We start from the raw sequence: 14,636 nt of genomic DNA on the forward strand, positions 1-14,636 counted from the left end.
ATGGAGTCTTCGCGGGTACAAGCCCTAGAAAATCCATTTGGTCCCAAAGTATTGGGGATGTGATTGGTAAAGGTGAAAACCATGTGGTCGGTACCGGACGTAAAGCATGTGTCCGGTACGTACCTTGCTTTTCTGGTGGGCCCACCAGGACTTGAACCTGGGACCAAAGGATTATGAGTCCTCTGCTCTAACCAACTGAGCTATAGGCCCGTTAGTCTTTGGTTTAATCTTCCTCGAGGAAGGTCTTAAGCTTGTCACTACGGCTTGGATGACGCATTTTGCGAAGCGCCTTAGCTTCAATCTGACGAATACGCTCACGCGTTACATCAAACTGCTTACCAACTTCTTCAAGCGTATGGTCAGTACTCATCTCAACACCAAAACGCATACGCAATACTTTTGCTTCACGCGGTGTTAATGAATCCAGAACATCTTTAACCACGTCACGCATAGAGTCATGCAACGCCGCTTCGGCTGGAGCCAATGTATTTCCATCTTCAATGAAGTCGCCCAAATGAGAGTCTTCATCGTCACCAATTGGTGTTTCCATGGAGATAGGCTCTTTAGCAATCTTCATAATCTTGCGAATCTTGTCCTCAGGAATTTCCATCTTGAGTGCCAAGGTTGCAGCATCTGGCTCATGACCAGTTTCTTGCAAGATCTGACGGCTGATACGGTTCATCTTATTGATCGTCTCAATCATATGAACAGGGATACGGATCGTACGGGCCTGGTCAGCGATAGAACGCGTAATAGCCTGACGAATCCACCATGTTGCATAAGTAGAGAACTTATAACCACGACGGTATTCAAACTTATCTACCGCCTTCATCAAACCGATATTGCCTTCTTGAATCAGATCCAAGAACTGCAAGCCACGGTTGGTGTATTTCTTAGCAATAGAGATCACCAAACGTAAGTTGGCTACTGTCATCTCACGCTTCGCTTCACGAGCACGCTTCTCGCCCGCAATCATTTGCTTATTGACTTCTTTTAACTCCGGCAATGGAATAACGACATTCTTCTGAATATCAATTAACTTTTGTTGAAGCTCTTGAATTGCTGGAACGTTGCGTTGCAAAAGTGCACCGTAAGGCTTGTTCTCTTTAAGCAACTTTTCAGTCCAAGTTAAATTCATAGACATCTTAGGGAAATCTTTTAATACTTCACCACGATTGACGCCGACTTTATCTACCAACAAACTCACAATACCGCGCTCGAGCTTCCATACTTGGTCTACTTGTGAGCGCATGGTGTCGCATAACTTCTCAACACTCTTGGCTGTAAGACGGAATCCAAGCAATTCTGCACGAATAGCATCTTGTGCCTTGATCCAAGCTGGGCAGTTATAACCATCCTTATCAAATGCACGACGCATTTTGTCAGCTTGAGTACGAACAATTGCAAACTTCTCCAAGGAAATTTGTTTTAGTTCTTCTAATTGCTTAGCATTTGCTGTTGCAGCACCACCGCCGCCACCGCCTTCGTCATCACCCTCTTCATCACTCTCTTCAGCATCAGGATCGATCTCTGGCTCTTCTGGTCCAAGCTTAATGTCTTCAGCATTTGGATCAACCAAACCATCCACAAACTGATCGATTTCCATTTCACCAGAAGCAATCTTGTCTACGTTACTCAAGATTTCACCAATGGTGACAGGGCAAGCAGCCAAAGCCATCACCATATCTTTAAGGCCGGCTTCGATTTTCTTCGCAATGACGATCTCGCCTTCGCGCGTCAACAAATCAACCGTACCCATTTCACGCATATACATACGGACTGGATCAGTGGTACGACCAAACTCTGAATCTACGGTAGACAAAGCAGCTTCCGCTTCTTCTTCCGCCTCTTCTTCTGATGCAGCTGCTGCTGTATTGTCAGAAAGAATTAATGTTTCAGCATCAGGCGCCTGCTCGTAAACAGTAATACCAATGTCATTTAACAAGCTAATCAAAGTTTCTAATGCATCCGCATCAGACAACTCATCAGACATCACGTCATTCATCTCGCCATGAGTTAAGTAACCCTTGGACATACCCATCTTGATCAAGGTCTTCAAGCGAGCACGACGTAACTCTTGCTGTTCTTCTGTACCTAATTGCTGGGCAGCAAATTCTTTCAAGAGCGCCTTTTCTTTTGCCTTACGCTCACGTGCTTTTTGACGATCTGTTAATACTGGCTCTGCATTATCTGCAGGTGCATCTGCTTTTGCTTTGCGACCGCGTTTCTTTTCTTCCTCAACTACTGGTGCCTCAACTTCAGGTGCCTTTACTTTTTTGGCAGGCACGACTTTAACCTCTGCCTTAACCGCTTTAGCTGGAACTTTTACAGCCGCCTTCACTGGCTTAGCTGGAGTCTTGGCTGCTACTTTAGTTTTGAGTGCTGGTTTAGCAACTACTTTAGATTTAGGTACCGGCTTAGTAGGAGTCTTGGCTGCTACTTTAGTTTTGAGTGCAGGTTTAGCTGGAGCCTTTGCTTTTAGAGCTGGCTTTGCTACTACCTTGGCTTTTGGAGCTGGTTTAGCTGGAGCCTTTGCTTTTAGAGCTGGCTTTGCTACTACCTTGGCTTTTGGAGCTGGTTTAGCTGGGGCCTTTGCTTTTAGAGCTGGCTTTGCTACTACCTTGGCTTTTGGAGCTGGTTTAGCTGGGGCCTTTGCTTTTGGGGCTGGTTTAGCAGGCGCCTTAGCTTTAGGTGCTACTTTTACTGGTTTGGCTGGTTTTTTGGTCTTGGTATTAGGCATTTATTAGCACTTACTCACATTACTGTTATTGATATCGACTGATTAAGTACAGCCCCGTGGTCCACTTACCCCAAATTTCTTGAAAATAAAGCGCAAGTGGCTGAATTAATTCGTTTTTTTCTTGGGAACAGAGGATTATAGTCGATTGCGACTTTTTTGCCCTCTGTTCTCCTATAAATATGGGGGAATTTAGGAGGATTTCTAGGGGTATTTCAGAAAATTCTTAGGAGAATTTCAGTTTTTCGCCCAACTCACGATAGCGAGCTCGATCTTGGTCATCAGCCGTATTACCGGCGATTTTTTGGGCAATTTCGGTCATTTCTTGTTTGAGGTGGCTTAATTCTAGCTTTTTGAAGGCGCCGCCCAAATCAGCAACCGCCCCATCGAGCTCCAAATCTGAATCCATCACCCGTTTTCTCAGCACTTCATAAAGTGGCGCCATTGGACTGCGAGAAAGTTGATCCTGGAACATGGCGAAAGCACCCGCCCCCACAACTGCAGGTTTGCCATCATCACCAGCAATGAATTCCACTTGATCACATTGAGCCAATAAATCACTCATTAATTCGAGCGCCTTAGCCGATCTTTGCTCTGCCGCTTTTAATGCCAATGCACGTTGATTGCTATCGAGTGCTTTACCCAAATGGGGAAACTGAATCAAAACACGTAACATTTGCTCAGCTAAATCCATGGGCGCTTTAGGTGGTTCAATATTTTGAGTAGCCACTCTTTTTGCTGACCCCTTGGAGGCCTGCCAAGGAGCGCCCTGCCTATTACCCGCATTAGTGAATGTACTTTGGGTTCGTGCTTGTGCAGGCTGATAGCTATTTTGTTGCATCGGCACCGGCACCACAGTCAAACCACAAAATGCTTCAAGCTCAGCAGGAGTGGTGTTGGTGCGAATAGCTAACTCACGCAGAATTTGCGTACGCAGTGCAATCGGTGGCATCGAGAGTAGCAAAGGCTTAGCGGCGTGATGTGTATGTGCTCTACCCTCTGGCGTTGTTAGCTCGTGGCCTTCACTCACTATCTTGAAAAAGAAGCTGGAGATCGACATCGCTTCTTTAATAACTTTCTCAAATGCCGGCGCCCCATAAGCACGCACATAACTATCGGGATCATGCTCAGTTGGCAAGAATAAGAAACGAATTTCTTTATCATCAGACATCAATGGCAAACAAGCCTCTAATGCACGTTGTGCAGCTCGCTGCCCTGCTGAGTCGCCATCAAATGAGAAGACGACTTTATCGGTTTGACGCAATAACATACGTACATGGTTTGCTGTGCAGGCTGTACCTAAGGTAGCCACTGCATTGGGGAAGCCCAATTGTGCAAGTGCCACGACGTCCATATATCCCTCGCACACCAAGACATACTCTTGCGCTCGAATCGCCTGCCTTGCTTCAAACAAACCGTAGAGCGTATTGCCTTTTGAAAATAATGGTGTCTCTGGAGAATTTAAATATTTAGGCTCACCCTGATCGAGGATGCGACCACCAAAGCCGATCGTTTGACCCTTGGGATTACGAATTGGGAACATGACGCGATCGCGGAAACGGTCGTAGCGCTTCACAGGCTGGTTGCCTTCTGTCTGCTCACCCTGAATTAATAAGCCGCCTTCAAGTAATGTCTTAGCAACCTCTTCGTTGGCATACGTTCCGAAGACTGCTTCCAAGCCCTGCCAACCATCAGGCGCATAGCCCAGGGCGTAACGCTTTGCAATCTCGCCTGTTAGTCCACGTCCTTTGAGGTACTCCACTGCTCGCGTATTTCCTTTGAGTTGTTGACGATACCAATCGGCTGCCGCACTCATCACTTCGCTCAAGGCCATCGCCTGCTGTTGGCGTGCCACATCATTTGCAGTACGCTCTTCGCGCGGAACATCTAAACCAGCGGAGCGAGCTAAATCTTCAATCGCATCGACATAACCCAGACCGGAGTATTCCATTAAAAAACTAATTGCAGAGCCATGCGCTCCACAACCGAAGCAGTGATAAAACTGCTTAGTAGGAGATACGGAAAATGATGGTGACTTCTCAGAATGGAAGGGGCACAAACCTTGAAAGTTCGCGCCCGCTTTTTTGAGCTTCACGTGCTGCCCAACCACATCCACGATGTCAACCCGATTTAAAAGATCGGCGATGAAGGATTGAGGAATGAGTGCCATGAGGCCAGTATGAAAGGATTCTGCTTACTTGGCTAATTTACTTCGCAAGCGCCGCTTTTACCAAACCAGAAACCTTACCCATATCTGCTTTGCCAGCTAATTGAGTCTTGAGCGCACCTATGACCTTGCCCATATCTTGTGGACCAGCAGCACCTGTGGAAGCGACTGCTGCAGCAACCGCTGCCTCTACTTCAGCATCTGATAACTGGGCTGGTAGATACGCTTGCAGAATCGCCATCTCTCCTGCCTCGATTGCCACCAAATCATCTCGCCCTGCTTTCTCAAACTGGAAGATAGAGTCTTTGCGCTGCTTCATCATTTTTTCAACAGTAGCAATGACGCCTGCATCATCGACCACAATGCGCTCATCCACTTCGCGCTGCTTGATTGCCGCCAATAAAAGACGGATAGCACCTAAGCGCGCAGTTTCTTTTGCACGCATGGCGGATTTCATATCTTCAGTGATTTGATCTTTAAGACTCATGACCTAGTTCCCGATTATTAAATATTGAAAGATGTTGAACGATTAAAAAGCAAAAACCCGCTGCGTTTCACCGTCAGCGGGTTTCAAAGCTTCTCGGTGAAGAGAGCTTTTAAATTCTATTAGTAAAGCTTCTTGGGCAACATTTGGCTGCGAATACGCTTGTAATGGCGTTTTGCAGCAGCAGCCTTTTTACGCTTACGCTCAGCCGTTGGCTTCTCGTAAAACTCGCGGGCACGCAAGTCTGTCAAAAGACCATTTTTTTCAATGGTGCGCTTGAAACGGCGCAATGCCACTTCAAATGGTTCGTTTTCGCGGAGGCGGACTGTAGTCATACTTATTTAACTCGTATATGCTCGATAGATATCGAAAAATTAACTGAATTGCGATTCTAGCACGACCAAGCCAAAAAATGATTGTTTTAGGAATAGAAACTTCTTGTGACGAGACCGGGGTGGCTTTATACAACACCACCCCCTGGGAAGAGGGTAAATCGGCCTTTTTAGGCATTCTAGGCCAGGGTTTGCACTCACAGGTCGCCATGCACCGGGATTATGGGGGCGTAGTACCAGAGCTTGCCTCTAGGGATCACATTCGTCGGGTTTTACCTCTTTTAGACCAATCTTTAGTCCAATCCGGTCTCAAATTGACCGATATTGACGCTGTAGCCTTCACCCAGGGCCCTGGATTGGCTGGCGCCCTCTTGGTTGGCAGCGCCTTTGCCAAAGGTCTGGCCCAAAGCCTGGGTCTGCCTTCCATTGGGGTACATCACCTTGAAGGTCATCTCCTCTCCCCCCTTTTGGGTGAGTCAGCTCCACAATTTCCATTTATTGCCCTACTAGTTTCCGGTGGACATACCCAGCTCATGAAAGTCTCTGGCATTGGCCAATATGAACTTTTAGGCGAAACATTAGATGATGCTGCCGGCGAGGCTTTTGACAAAACAGCCAAACTGCTGGGATTAGATTACCCGGGTGGTGCCGCTATATCCAAATTAGCTGAACATGGGCGCCCAGGAATTTTTGACTTACCAAAACCGATGCTGCACTCAGGCGACTTGGATTTTTCTTTTTCTGGTTTAAAGACTGCGGTTCTCAATCAAGTCAAAAAACATTCGACACAAAATATGTCCGAAGCTGACATAGCGCAATTTCATGCAGACCTTGCAAGAAGTTTTGTAGATTCAATTGTGGCCGTTCTGGTCAGCAAATCTGAGAAGGCGCTTCAACAAACTGGGTGTAATCATTTAGTTCTTGCCGGTGGAGTGGGAGCAAATTCACAATTACGCTCTGCTCTAAATGCCGCGGGCCTAAAAAAAGGCTTTGCAGTACATTATCCGCCTTTAGATTTGTGTACTGATAATGGCGTGATGATTGCATTTGCAGGCGCACTGAGAATGCTCACTGAAAATAATGGTTCCACCACTTCGGGAGCATTTGACATTAAACCCCGTTGGGATTTAGCAAGTAATAATTTGAAGTAAGGCTGACGCGCTTATTTAGATAAGCTAATACGGGCAAAGGCGCTGTGGTTGTGAATGGACTCAAAGTTCTCTGCCTCCACCACCAAAGAGTGAATACGCTCATCTGCCTTAAGACGCCCAGCCACATCACGTACCAAGTCCTCTACAAACTTCGGATTGCTATAGGAGTGCTCAGTGACCCACTTTTCATCAGGGCGCTTTAATAAACCCCAAAGCTCACTCGAAGCTTCGCTTTCAGCAGCGGCAACCAAATCTTCAACAGTCATCTTGGTTTGCGAATCCAGCACAACCGACATCGTTACATGCGAGCGCTGATTATGAGCACCGAATTCTGAAATCTCTTTAGAGCAAGGACACAAACTCATCACCGGCACTTGAGCGCGCAAACCTAACTCCACATCAAACTGACCAGCAGTATTTTGTTTTGCAGTTGCCATCCAAGTGACTTCGTAATCCATCAAGCTTTCTACACCAGAGACAGGCGCTGCTTTTTTAACGAAGTGAGTGTAAGTAAATTGCACATGGCCTTCTTTTGCATCAAGCAAAGGCAACATATTGCTCACCATCGCAACTAAGGTTGTGCTGTCAACAGGCTCATCTTGCTTTTGTAAGAGCGCCATGAAACGCGACATATGCGTTCCCTTGACATGGGCAGGCAATGCCACATCCATCTCGAACTGCCCCACCGATGGGAAGTTTCCTGTCTTACTGCGAATAGTCAGCGGATGACGCACACCCCGAATACCAACTTGCTCGATCGGCAAGGCGCGCTCATCCAAAGTGGATTGCACATCAGGCATAGCGCTGGCTTTCAGAAAGGCGGGGTTCATGTCATTCATAACGCTATTTTCAAGCAAAACAGGCTTATTTGCCTACAAGCGCAGAATTTATAGCAATTTCAGTCGGAAAACGCTGTTTGATGGAATTGGCAATCCCTTCTACATCCAGGCCACACTTGGTCATTAGCAAGTTGTAGTCACCATGCTCAATAAACTGATCCGGTAGACCTAATTGCAAAAGGGGCTTATGGATTCCCATGCTTGCTAGAGCCTCCAAACAAGCACTACCAGCACCGCCTTGAATTGCGCCATCTTCAATGGTCACAAAATAATCATGGTCTGCGGCCAAGGATTTAATCAGATCCGCATCTAAGGGTTTTACAAAGCGCATGTTGACTACCGTGGCGTCAATCCCTTCTGCAACTTCTAAGGCCGCATAAAGCAAAGTACCAAAAGCCAAGATAGCCCCTCGCTTACCAGCGGGTGCATTTGATTTACGACGAATCTCACCTTTGCCTAGTGGCAGGCTACGCAATTCTTTCGAGGGAACTGTACCGACACCGGCGCCGCGTGGGTAGCGCACGGCGCTAGGATGCGGTTGATGAAAAGCAGTAGTTAACAAGTCGCGGCACTCTGCCTCATCAGCAGGAGTCATGACTAACATGTTCGGAATGCAACGCAAGAACGGAATATCGTAAGCACCTGCATGAGTTGCGCCATCTGCACCAACTAGTCCCGCACGATCTAATGCAAAGAGGACGGGTAAGTCTTGAAGGGCGACATCGTGGATCAATTGATCATAAGCACGCTGCAAGAAGGTGGAATAAATTGCGACAACCGGTTTCATTCCCTCGCATGCCATACCAGCAGCAAAAGTAACAGCGTGTTGCTCAGCAATGCCAACGTCGTAATACCGCTTCGGAAAATTTTGCTCAAACTCAACTAAACCAGAACCTTCGCGCATCGCTGGCGTAATACCAATTAAGAGTGGATCGGCATGTGCCATATCGCATAGCCACTCACCAAATACTTGGGTGAAGGTTTTTTTAGTAGGTGCAGATTTTTTAACGCCCTCTTCGGGATTAAATTTACTGGGTCCGTGATACAAAACAGGGTCTGCTTCAGCCAACTCATAACCCTGGCCTTTGCGAGTCACCACATGTAAGAACTGAGGGCCATCCCCTTCTAGGGCAAGGCGGCGAACGTTCTGCAACATCGGAATCAAAGCATCTAAATCATGGCCGTCAATCGGGCCAAAGTAATTAAAGCCAAACTCTTGAAAAATCGTAGAAGGTGAGACCATGCCTTTAGCATGATCCTCAAGGCGTTTAGCAAACTCACGTAAGGGAGGCGCTATAGATAGCACGCTATCTATACCCTTTTTTGTAGCTGAATAAATATTACCGCTCAGTAAGCGAGCCAGATGGCGGTTAAGCGCGCCTACTGCAGGTGAGATCGACATATCGTTATCGTTCAAAATCACCACCAGTGGCAGATCGTCATACACGCCAGCATTATTCATCGCCTCAAAAGCCATACCACCGGTCATCGCACTGTCACCAATGACTGCCACAGCGACGTGACGCTCACCCTTAGTTTGGAATGCGCGTGCCATTCCCATCGCAGCAGAAATACTGGTAGAAGAGTGCCCAGTACCAAAGGCATCAAAATCACTTTCAGTCCGATTCGGAAAACCAGAAATGCCATTGAACTGACGCAAAGTACTCATGCGCTCACGACGACCAGTCAAAATTTTATGTGGGTAGCTTTGATGTCCGACATCCCAAACGATTCGATCATCCGGAGTATCAAAGACATAGTGCAAAGCGATCGACAGCTCCACCGTACCTAAGTTGGACGAGAGATGACCGCCTGTTTTAGATACTGACTCCAAAATAAATTGACGCAATTCATCCGCAAGAGGCGAAAGCTCTTCGCGAGAAAGTTTTCTTAAATCAGCAGGGGAGTTGATGGAAGTTAAAGTCATTCAATCGGATCAATATCTACTTACTTGCCTCTGTTTACAACCAAGAAGGCCAAATCTTTTAGGGCTTGAGCTTTGCTACCAAAGCTATCTAAGCTTTGAATGGCTTTTTCTTGAAGCTCTTTAGCCGTTTTCTGTGCATAGTCTAAACCCATCAAGGTCACATAGGTCGGCTTGTCGTTGATAGCATCTTTACCGGCTGTTTTTCCTAGGGTTTGGCTATCAGCCGTCGCATCCAAGACATCATCCACAATCTGAAATGCCAACCCCAGGGCCCGGGAATAATCCTGCAGATGTGCCATCTGAACCGAGTTGAGTTGTGCAGCAATACCGCCCAACTCGACAGCGCAAGATAAGAGGGCCCCCGTCTTCATGGCATGCATTTGCTGCAAACCACTCAAATCTAATTTTTTACCAACGCTTTCCAAATCAATCGCCTGACCTCCAGCCATACCACGCGATCCGGATGCCGCAGCCAAGCTAGCAATCATCGACAAGCGGACATCTGCCGCACATGGTGCATTGGCCAAAATCTCAAAGGCGCGCGTTTGCAATGCATCACCCACCAAGAGTGCAGTAGCTTCATCAAATGCCTTATGTACTGTTGGACGTCCACGCCGCAAATCATCGTCATCCATGCAGGGCAAATCGTCGTGCACCAAGGAATAAGCATGAATACATTCGATTGCAACTGCAGCCGCATCTAGAGCAGCTTCTGTTTTTGCATCTGAATCATTGCCTAATTGACCAGCGGCATATACCAATAAGGGACGTATGCGCTTACCGCCACCTTGAGCCGCATAACGCATTGCCTCATGCAAACGAGCTGGATTGGTTTGCGCAGAATCTAACAGCGCATCTAAAGCTGCCTCAGTTCGCTGCGAGCGAGAAGTTACCCACTCCTGAAATAGATCTACTGAATTCATTAGGCCTCAAATACCCGAACCTGTTGCTCAACCTGCGCCAGTACGCCTTGGCAATGCTTGAGCAAAGCTGCGCCGCGTTGATACGCTAAAAGGGTTTCTTCTAAAGAAAATTTTCCAGATTCCATGTCAGAGATCAGCTTTTCTAATTCCTTAACTGCCTGTTCGTAACGCAAATCAGGGTCAATTTGGACCTCAAGGCCGGGTTTTTGGCTTTCAGACTTCTTGGCGGGCATAGGGCGATTTCCTTGATATTTCTGATTCAGTTAGTCCTACATATTAAAGGGAGATGCGGTCCAAATGGGTATAATCCCTCCCTTCCTTTCCAATATCGATCCGTCGATGGTTGGATTGGTTATTCCGCTTAGCTTCGGCTGACGTTTTCGGGGGTGGGGAGAATGACTAATCTGGCTACCGCGCAGCAGCTTGCGCCGTCCAATTTACAACTGCCGGTTTCGGCATATTTTGACGCTGACCTTTATCAGCGGGAAATTGAACTGCTTTTTAAGCAGGGGCCAGGCTATGTTGGCCACGAACTGATGGTGCCAGAAATTGGCTCCTATCAAACTTTGACCTCAGAAAATGAGGGCCGTTTATTGGTCCGCAATGCTGGAGGCATCGAACTGCTATCCAACGTCTGCCGTCATCGCCAAGCACTCATGCTCAATGGTCGTGGTGTTGCAGAAAATATTGTTTGCCCACTCCATCGTTGGACCTATGACTTAGCGGGCAACTTATTAGGCGCGCCGCACTTTGAAGACAAGCCTTGTCTCAACCTAGGCAAATCCCCTTTGCAAAATTGGCAAGGACTGTTATTTGAAGGTCCGCGCGATGTGCGCACTGATTTAGCCAATCTGGGTGTTGCAGAAGATCTGCGATTTGAAGCTTACTTACTTGACCACGTAGAAGTGCACGATTGCAACTACAACTGGAAAACCTTTATCGAGGTTTACCTTGAGGATTACCACGTGGTCCCTTTTCATCCAGGATTAGGTAAATTTGTTTCTTGCGAAGATCTCCATTGGGAGTTTGGCGATTGGCATAGCGTACAAACTGTTGGAATTCATAAGAATCTAGAAACACCTGGCTCAGCTACTTATCGCAAATGGCATGAAGCAGTACTAAGACACCATGAAGGCAAAACCCCAAGACATGGGGCGATCTGGCTGACCTACTACCCCAATGTGATGGTGGAGTGGTACCCCGGCGTACTTTGTGTGTCCACTTTGCATCCATTGGGCCCTAATAAGACACGCAATATCGTCGAGTTCTATTACCCTGAAGAAATTGCGCTGTTTGAGCGTGAATTTGTTGAGGCAGAACGTGCCGCCTATATGGAAACATGTATTGAGGATGATGAAATTGCAGAGCGTATGGATGCAGGACGTGCTGCACTCCTCGCCCGTGGGATTAATGAAGTAGGGCCTTATCAAAGCCCCATGGAAGATGGCATGCAGCACTTTCATGAGTGGTACCGTCGTGTCATGAACTTCCATGGCGCATAATGGAATTACTAGGAAATTGCCTTAAATAACTCTCAATCCAATTTGACCAACTAGGAAGATTTATGACTCCTCTAATTACCGCAAACCAGTTAGAAGAAATCATCAATAGTGGCCAGAATGTGTTGTTATGTGATTGCCGTTTTGATTTAGTAGATCCTCAGGCTGGTAGAAAAGCCTACGAAGAAAGTCATATGTTGGGAGCGATCTATGTCGATCTTGATCATGATTTATCGGGCCCTAAAAATGGAACTAACGGCAGACATCCCCTACCTAGCCCAGAAGTGTGGGCTCAGACCAAAACCCGTTTAGGAATTAATCCGCACACACTAGTAGTAGCCTACGACAAACAAGGTTCGGTTTACGCCAGCCGTTTATGGTGGATGCTCAAAGCAACTGGTCACGCAAATGTACGCGTACTCGATGGCGGTCTAGACGCTTGGAATGGGCCTATGGGTAATGTGCCCCGCACGCCTACCCCGGCAAGTCACCCAGCCTCACCAATGCCTTATTTTGGCTTGGTCTTGGTAGATGAAGTCGCGGGTAATTTGCAGTCTCAGAAATATAAAGTCATCGATGCCAGATCGAATGATCGCTACCATGGTCAAAATGAAACGCTCGATCCAGTTGGGGGTCATATTCCTGGAGCGATCAGTCACTTCTTCAAAAATAATCTTTCATCAACCGCTTTCAAAACCCCTGAGCAGCTTTATAAAGATTTCCAAGAAGTTTTAGGTGGCACTAAAGCAGCAGAAGTCATTCATTCATGTGGCTCCGGTGTCACTGCTTGCCATAACCTGCTAGCAATGGAAGTTGCTGGTCTTAAGGGATCTCGTCTCTACGCTGGCAGTTGGAGTGAGTGGTCCTCAAACCCAGATCGACCGATAGAACTCTAGATTGGTTGGCAGCCTTTTAATGCAAGAGAGACAGTAGGATGACAAATCCGACGCCACAGGCAATCAGTACCGTTTGGCGTAAAGATTCTGCCCAGTGTGGCCGACGGTGCATTTGCGGAATGAGATCACTTACTGCTATATAGATAAAGCTACTGGAAGCAATCACCAATAAATAGGGCATCGCTGCGTGAGCGCGCTCCAAGAAGAAGTAAGCCAAGACACCACCGACTACCGCTGATAAACCCGATATAAAGTTGTAAATCAGGGCGCGCGTTTTAGTAAACCCAGCATTGAGCAAGACAATGAAATCGCCGACCTCTTGTGGAATTTCATGGGCAATGATGGCAATCGCCGTAAAAATGCCCACTTGATAGTCGGCCATAAAAGCGGCTGCGATCAATATGCCATCCACAAAATTATGAATGCCATCACCGACTAAGATCATCCAGCCACTGCGGCCAGCATTTTCTGCGTCATGCCCATGATGGTGGTGGTGACCATCCCCTTCATGGTGATGGTCATGGCGCAATAGAGCGATTTTCTCGAGCAGAAAAAATCCCAATAGACCGGCCAGCAAAGTAGCAAAGAGGAGTTGTGGACTTGTATCCTCCATGCTAAATGCCTCTGGCAATGAATGTAAAAAAGCAGTGGCCAGCAAAATGCCTACTGACAAACTCACCATGTTATTGACCATCTTGGACAATAAGGCCAAAGAAAAGCTAGCAGCCACCACGACACTGGCTGCCCCAGCTAAGGCAGTGACCAAGATAATGGTTTGTAAAACTGGCATGTGAATTAAGCTACTCCATTTTTCTTAAACCAAGCGATACATTTTTCCCAGCCGTCTTTTGCAGGACCTTCACGGTAGGTTGCGCGATAGTCTGCATGAAACGCATGCGGAGCATCTGGATACACCTCAATCATCGATGCTTTGGCAGCGGGATTCTTAGGTGCAGCTTGCGCCAAAGCAGTACGCATTTGCTCCACGCTCTCCAAAGAAATGCCTGTATCCGCAGCGCCATACAAGCCAAGTACCGGCGCTTTTAAGTCAGCAGCAATATCCACTGGATGACGTGGATTACCTTCAGTCTTCTCGCCAATCAAGCGGCCATACCAGGCAACACCAGCACGGACCTGCGGCAAGGTTGCAGAAAGCCAAGTAATGCGACCACCCCAACAGAAACCAGTCACACCAACCCGCTTGAGATCACCACCATTTTTACCGGCCCAAACTAAAGCAGCCTGTAAATCGGTAATCACTTGTGCATCCGTTGTCTTGGCAACAATATTCTTTTGAATCTCTGCCACTGTTCCATATGAATTAGGATCGCCAGCACGAACGAACTTCTCAGGGGCAATCGCGAGATAGCCCAGCTTGGCAAAACGTCGTGTGATATCTGCAATATATTCATGAACACCAAAGATTTCACTAATTACAATCACAACAGGTAAAGAGCCTTTAGCGGCCTCAGGTCGAGATACATAAGCTGGCATCTGAAAACTGCCAACGGGAATCATTTGCTCACCAGCTTTAATGCCTTTGAAATCCGTCTCAATTGCAGCGGCCATGACTGGCTCTGAAGCAGCCACTAATCCGATACCAATTCCGGTAGCGCCGATTGCGGATGCCTTCATAAAAGACCTTCTACTGTTTTGTGTTTTGTCATTCATTATTTGTCTC

At 47.2% G+C, this 14,636-nt stretch carries 14 protein-coding genes and 1 tRNA gene; 4 read left to right on the top strand and 11 right to left on the bottom strand.

The window, feature by feature from the left end:
- Positions 1 to 133: 133 nt before the first annotated feature.
- Together ICN41_RS05125 and rpoD are read right to left on the bottom strand one after the other, a co-directional pair.
- Positions 134 to 210: transfer RNA gene (locus ICN41_RS05125), tRNA-Ile, on the bottom strand.
- A 13-nt stretch (positions 211 to 223) separates the two neighbouring features.
- Positions 224 to 2,287, bottom strand: a complete 2,064-nt coding sequence (rpoD, locus tag ICN41_RS05130) for an RNA polymerase sigma factor RpoD (RefSeq protein WP_370629097.1) — start codon at positions 2,285 to 2,287, stop codon at positions 224 to 226.
- Between rpoD and ICN41_RS11460 the strand changes: the two genes are divergently transcribed.
- A complete protein-coding gene (locus ICN41_RS11460) occupies positions 2,277 to 2,747 on the top strand; it encodes a hypothetical protein (RefSeq protein WP_370629098.1) in 471 nt (156 codons plus the stop codon). The two genes, rpoD and ICN41_RS11460, sit on opposite strands and share 11 nt — an antisense overlap.
- 216 nt (positions 2,748 to 2,963) lie before the next feature.
- On the opposite strand, the gene dnaG is transcribed toward ICN41_RS11460, so the two are convergent.
- From dnaG to rpsU, 3 genes are all read right to left on the bottom strand, one after another.
- Positions 2,964 to 4,907 (bottom strand): DNA primase, encoded by a 1,944-nt coding sequence (dnaG, locus tag ICN41_RS05135; RefSeq protein ID WP_216291759.1) that lies wholly within the window; start codon positions 4,905 to 4,907, stop codon positions 2,964 to 2,966.
- Between the two features lie 37 nt (positions 4,908 to 4,944).
- Positions 4,945 to 5,391, bottom strand: a complete 447-nt coding sequence (locus ICN41_RS05140) for a GatB/YqeY domain-containing protein (protein ID WP_216291760.1) — start codon at positions 5,389 to 5,391, stop codon at positions 4,945 to 4,947.
- A 119-nt stretch (positions 5,392 to 5,510) separates the two neighbouring features.
- Positions 5,511 to 5,723 (bottom strand): 30S ribosomal protein S21, encoded by a 213-nt coding sequence (gene rpsU, locus ICN41_RS05145; RefSeq protein WP_011903537.1) that lies wholly within the window; start codon positions 5,721 to 5,723, stop codon positions 5,511 to 5,513.
- Between the two features lie 77 nt (positions 5,724 to 5,800).
- On the opposite strand from rpsU, the gene tsaD reads away from it, so the two are divergent.
- The gene (gene tsaD / locus ICN41_RS05150; protein ID WP_216291761.1) at positions 5,801 to 6,871 is read left to right on the top strand and encodes a tRNA (adenosine(37)-N6)-threonylcarbamoyltransferase complex transferase subunit TsaD; all 1,071 of its coding nucleotides are present in this window, start codon (positions 5,801 to 5,803) and stop codon (positions 6,869 to 6,871) included.
- Positions 6,872 to 6,882: 11 nt separating this feature from the next.
- Here tsaD and folE2 read toward each other — a convergent pair whose 3' ends face one another.
- From folE2 to xseB, 4 genes are read right to left on the bottom strand one after another with little or no spacing between them, the layout of a single operon-like run.
- Positions 6,883 to 7,710, bottom strand: coding sequence for a GTP cyclohydrolase FolE2 (gene folE2 / locus ICN41_RS05155; protein ID WP_216291762.1), 828 nt, complete (start codon positions 7,708 to 7,710; stop codon positions 6,883 to 6,885).
- A 25-nt stretch (positions 7,711 to 7,735) separates the two neighbouring features.
- Positions 7,736 to 9,637: a 1-deoxy-D-xylulose-5-phosphate synthase gene (gene dxs, locus ICN41_RS05160; protein ID WP_216291763.1), complete on the bottom strand. Its 1,902-nt coding sequence runs from the start codon at positions 9,635 to 9,637 to the stop codon at positions 7,736 to 7,738.
- Positions 9,638 to 9,657: 20 nt separating this feature from the next.
- A complete protein-coding gene (locus ICN41_RS05165) occupies positions 9,658 to 10,560 on the bottom strand; it encodes a polyprenyl synthetase family protein (RefSeq protein WP_216291764.1) in 903 nt (300 codons plus the stop codon).
- A complete protein-coding gene (gene xseB, locus ICN41_RS05170) occupies positions 10,560 to 10,793 on the bottom strand; it encodes an exodeoxyribonuclease VII small subunit (protein ID WP_215365543.1) in 234 nt (77 codons plus the stop codon). Before xseB ends, ICN41_RS05165 begins: the two co-directional genes overlap by 1 nt.
- Positions 10,794 to 10,955: 162 nt before the next feature.
- On the opposite strand from xseB, the gene ICN41_RS05175 reads away from it, so the two are divergent.
- Both ICN41_RS05175 and ICN41_RS05180 read left to right on the top strand, forming a co-directional pair.
- Complete coding sequence (locus ICN41_RS05175; protein WP_216291765.1) at positions 10,956 to 12,062, top strand: aromatic ring-hydroxylating dioxygenase subunit alpha; 1,107 nt, start codon at positions 10,956 to 10,958, stop codon at positions 12,060 to 12,062.
- A gap of 62 nt (positions 12,063 to 12,124) precedes the next feature.
- On the top strand, positions 12,125 to 12,955 hold the full coding sequence (locus ICN41_RS05180) for a sulfurtransferase (protein WP_216291766.1): 831 nt from the start codon (positions 12,125 to 12,127) through the stop codon (positions 12,953 to 12,955).
- Between the two features lie 16 nt (positions 12,956 to 12,971).
- Here the strand turns inward: ICN41_RS05180 and ICN41_RS05185 are convergent, their stop codons facing one another.
- Together ICN41_RS05185 and ICN41_RS05190 are read right to left on the bottom strand one after the other, a co-directional pair.
- Positions 12,972 to 13,745: a ZIP family metal transporter gene (locus ICN41_RS05185; RefSeq protein WP_216291767.1), complete on the bottom strand. Its 774-nt coding sequence runs from the start codon at positions 13,743 to 13,745 to the stop codon at positions 12,972 to 12,974.
- 5 nt (positions 13,746 to 13,750) lie between these two features.
- Complete coding sequence (locus ICN41_RS05190; protein ID WP_216291768.1) at positions 13,751 to 14,626, bottom strand: dienelactone hydrolase family protein; 876 nt, start codon at positions 14,624 to 14,626, stop codon at positions 13,751 to 13,753.
- Positions 14,627 to 14,636 lie beyond the last annotated feature (10 nt).

Origin of the sequence: Polynucleobacter sp. 15G-AUS-farblos, assembly GCF_018882445.1 — a bacterium.
Lineage (GTDB): Bacteria > Pseudomonadota > Gammaproteobacteria > Burkholderiales > Burkholderiaceae > Polynucleobacter.

Excerpts from the sequence above, each read along its gene's own strand:
- dnaG (WP_216291759.1), bottom strand. The coding sequence starts at position 4,907 with ATGGCACTCATTCCTCAATCCTTCATCGCCGATCTTTTAAATCGGGTT.
- ICN41_RS05140 (WP_216291760.1), bottom strand. The coding sequence starts at position 5,391 with ATGAGTCTTAAAGATCAAATCACTGAAGATATGAAATCCGCCATGCGT.
- rpsU (WP_011903537.1), bottom strand. The coding sequence starts at position 5,723 with ATGACTACAGTCCGCCTCCGCGAAAACGAACCATTTGAAGTGGCATTG.
- tsaD (WP_216291761.1), top strand. The coding sequence starts at position 5,801 with ATGATTGTTTTAGGAATAGAAACTTCTTGTGACGAGACCGGGGTGGCT.
- folE2 (WP_216291762.1), bottom strand. The coding sequence starts at position 7,710 with ATGAATGACATGAACCCCGCCTTTCTGAAAGCCAGCGCTATGCCTGAT.
- dxs (WP_216291763.1), bottom strand. The coding sequence starts at position 9,637 with ATGACTTTAACTTCCATCAACTCCCCTGCTGATTTAAGAAAACTTTCT.
- ICN41_RS05165 (WP_216291764.1), bottom strand. The coding sequence starts at position 10,560 with ATGAATTCAGTAGATCTATTTCAGGAGTGGGTAACTTCTCGCTCGCAG.
- xseB (WP_215365543.1), bottom strand. The coding sequence starts at position 10,793 with ATGCCCGCCAAGAAGTCTGAAAGCCAAAAACCCGGCCTTGAGGTCCAA.
- ICN41_RS05175 (WP_216291765.1), top strand. The coding sequence starts at position 10,956 with ATGACTAATCTGGCTACCGCGCAGCAGCTTGCGCCGTCCAATTTACAA.
- ICN41_RS05180 (WP_216291766.1), top strand. The coding sequence starts at position 12,125 with ATGACTCCTCTAATTACCGCAAACCAGTTAGAAGAAATCATCAATAGT.
- ICN41_RS05185 (WP_216291767.1), bottom strand. The coding sequence starts at position 13,745 with ATGCCAGTTTTACAAACCATTATCTTGGTCACTGCCTTAGCTGGGGCA.
- ICN41_RS05190 (WP_216291768.1), bottom strand. The coding sequence starts at position 14,626 with ATGAATGACAAAACACAAAACAGTAGAAGGTCTTTTATGAAGGCATCC.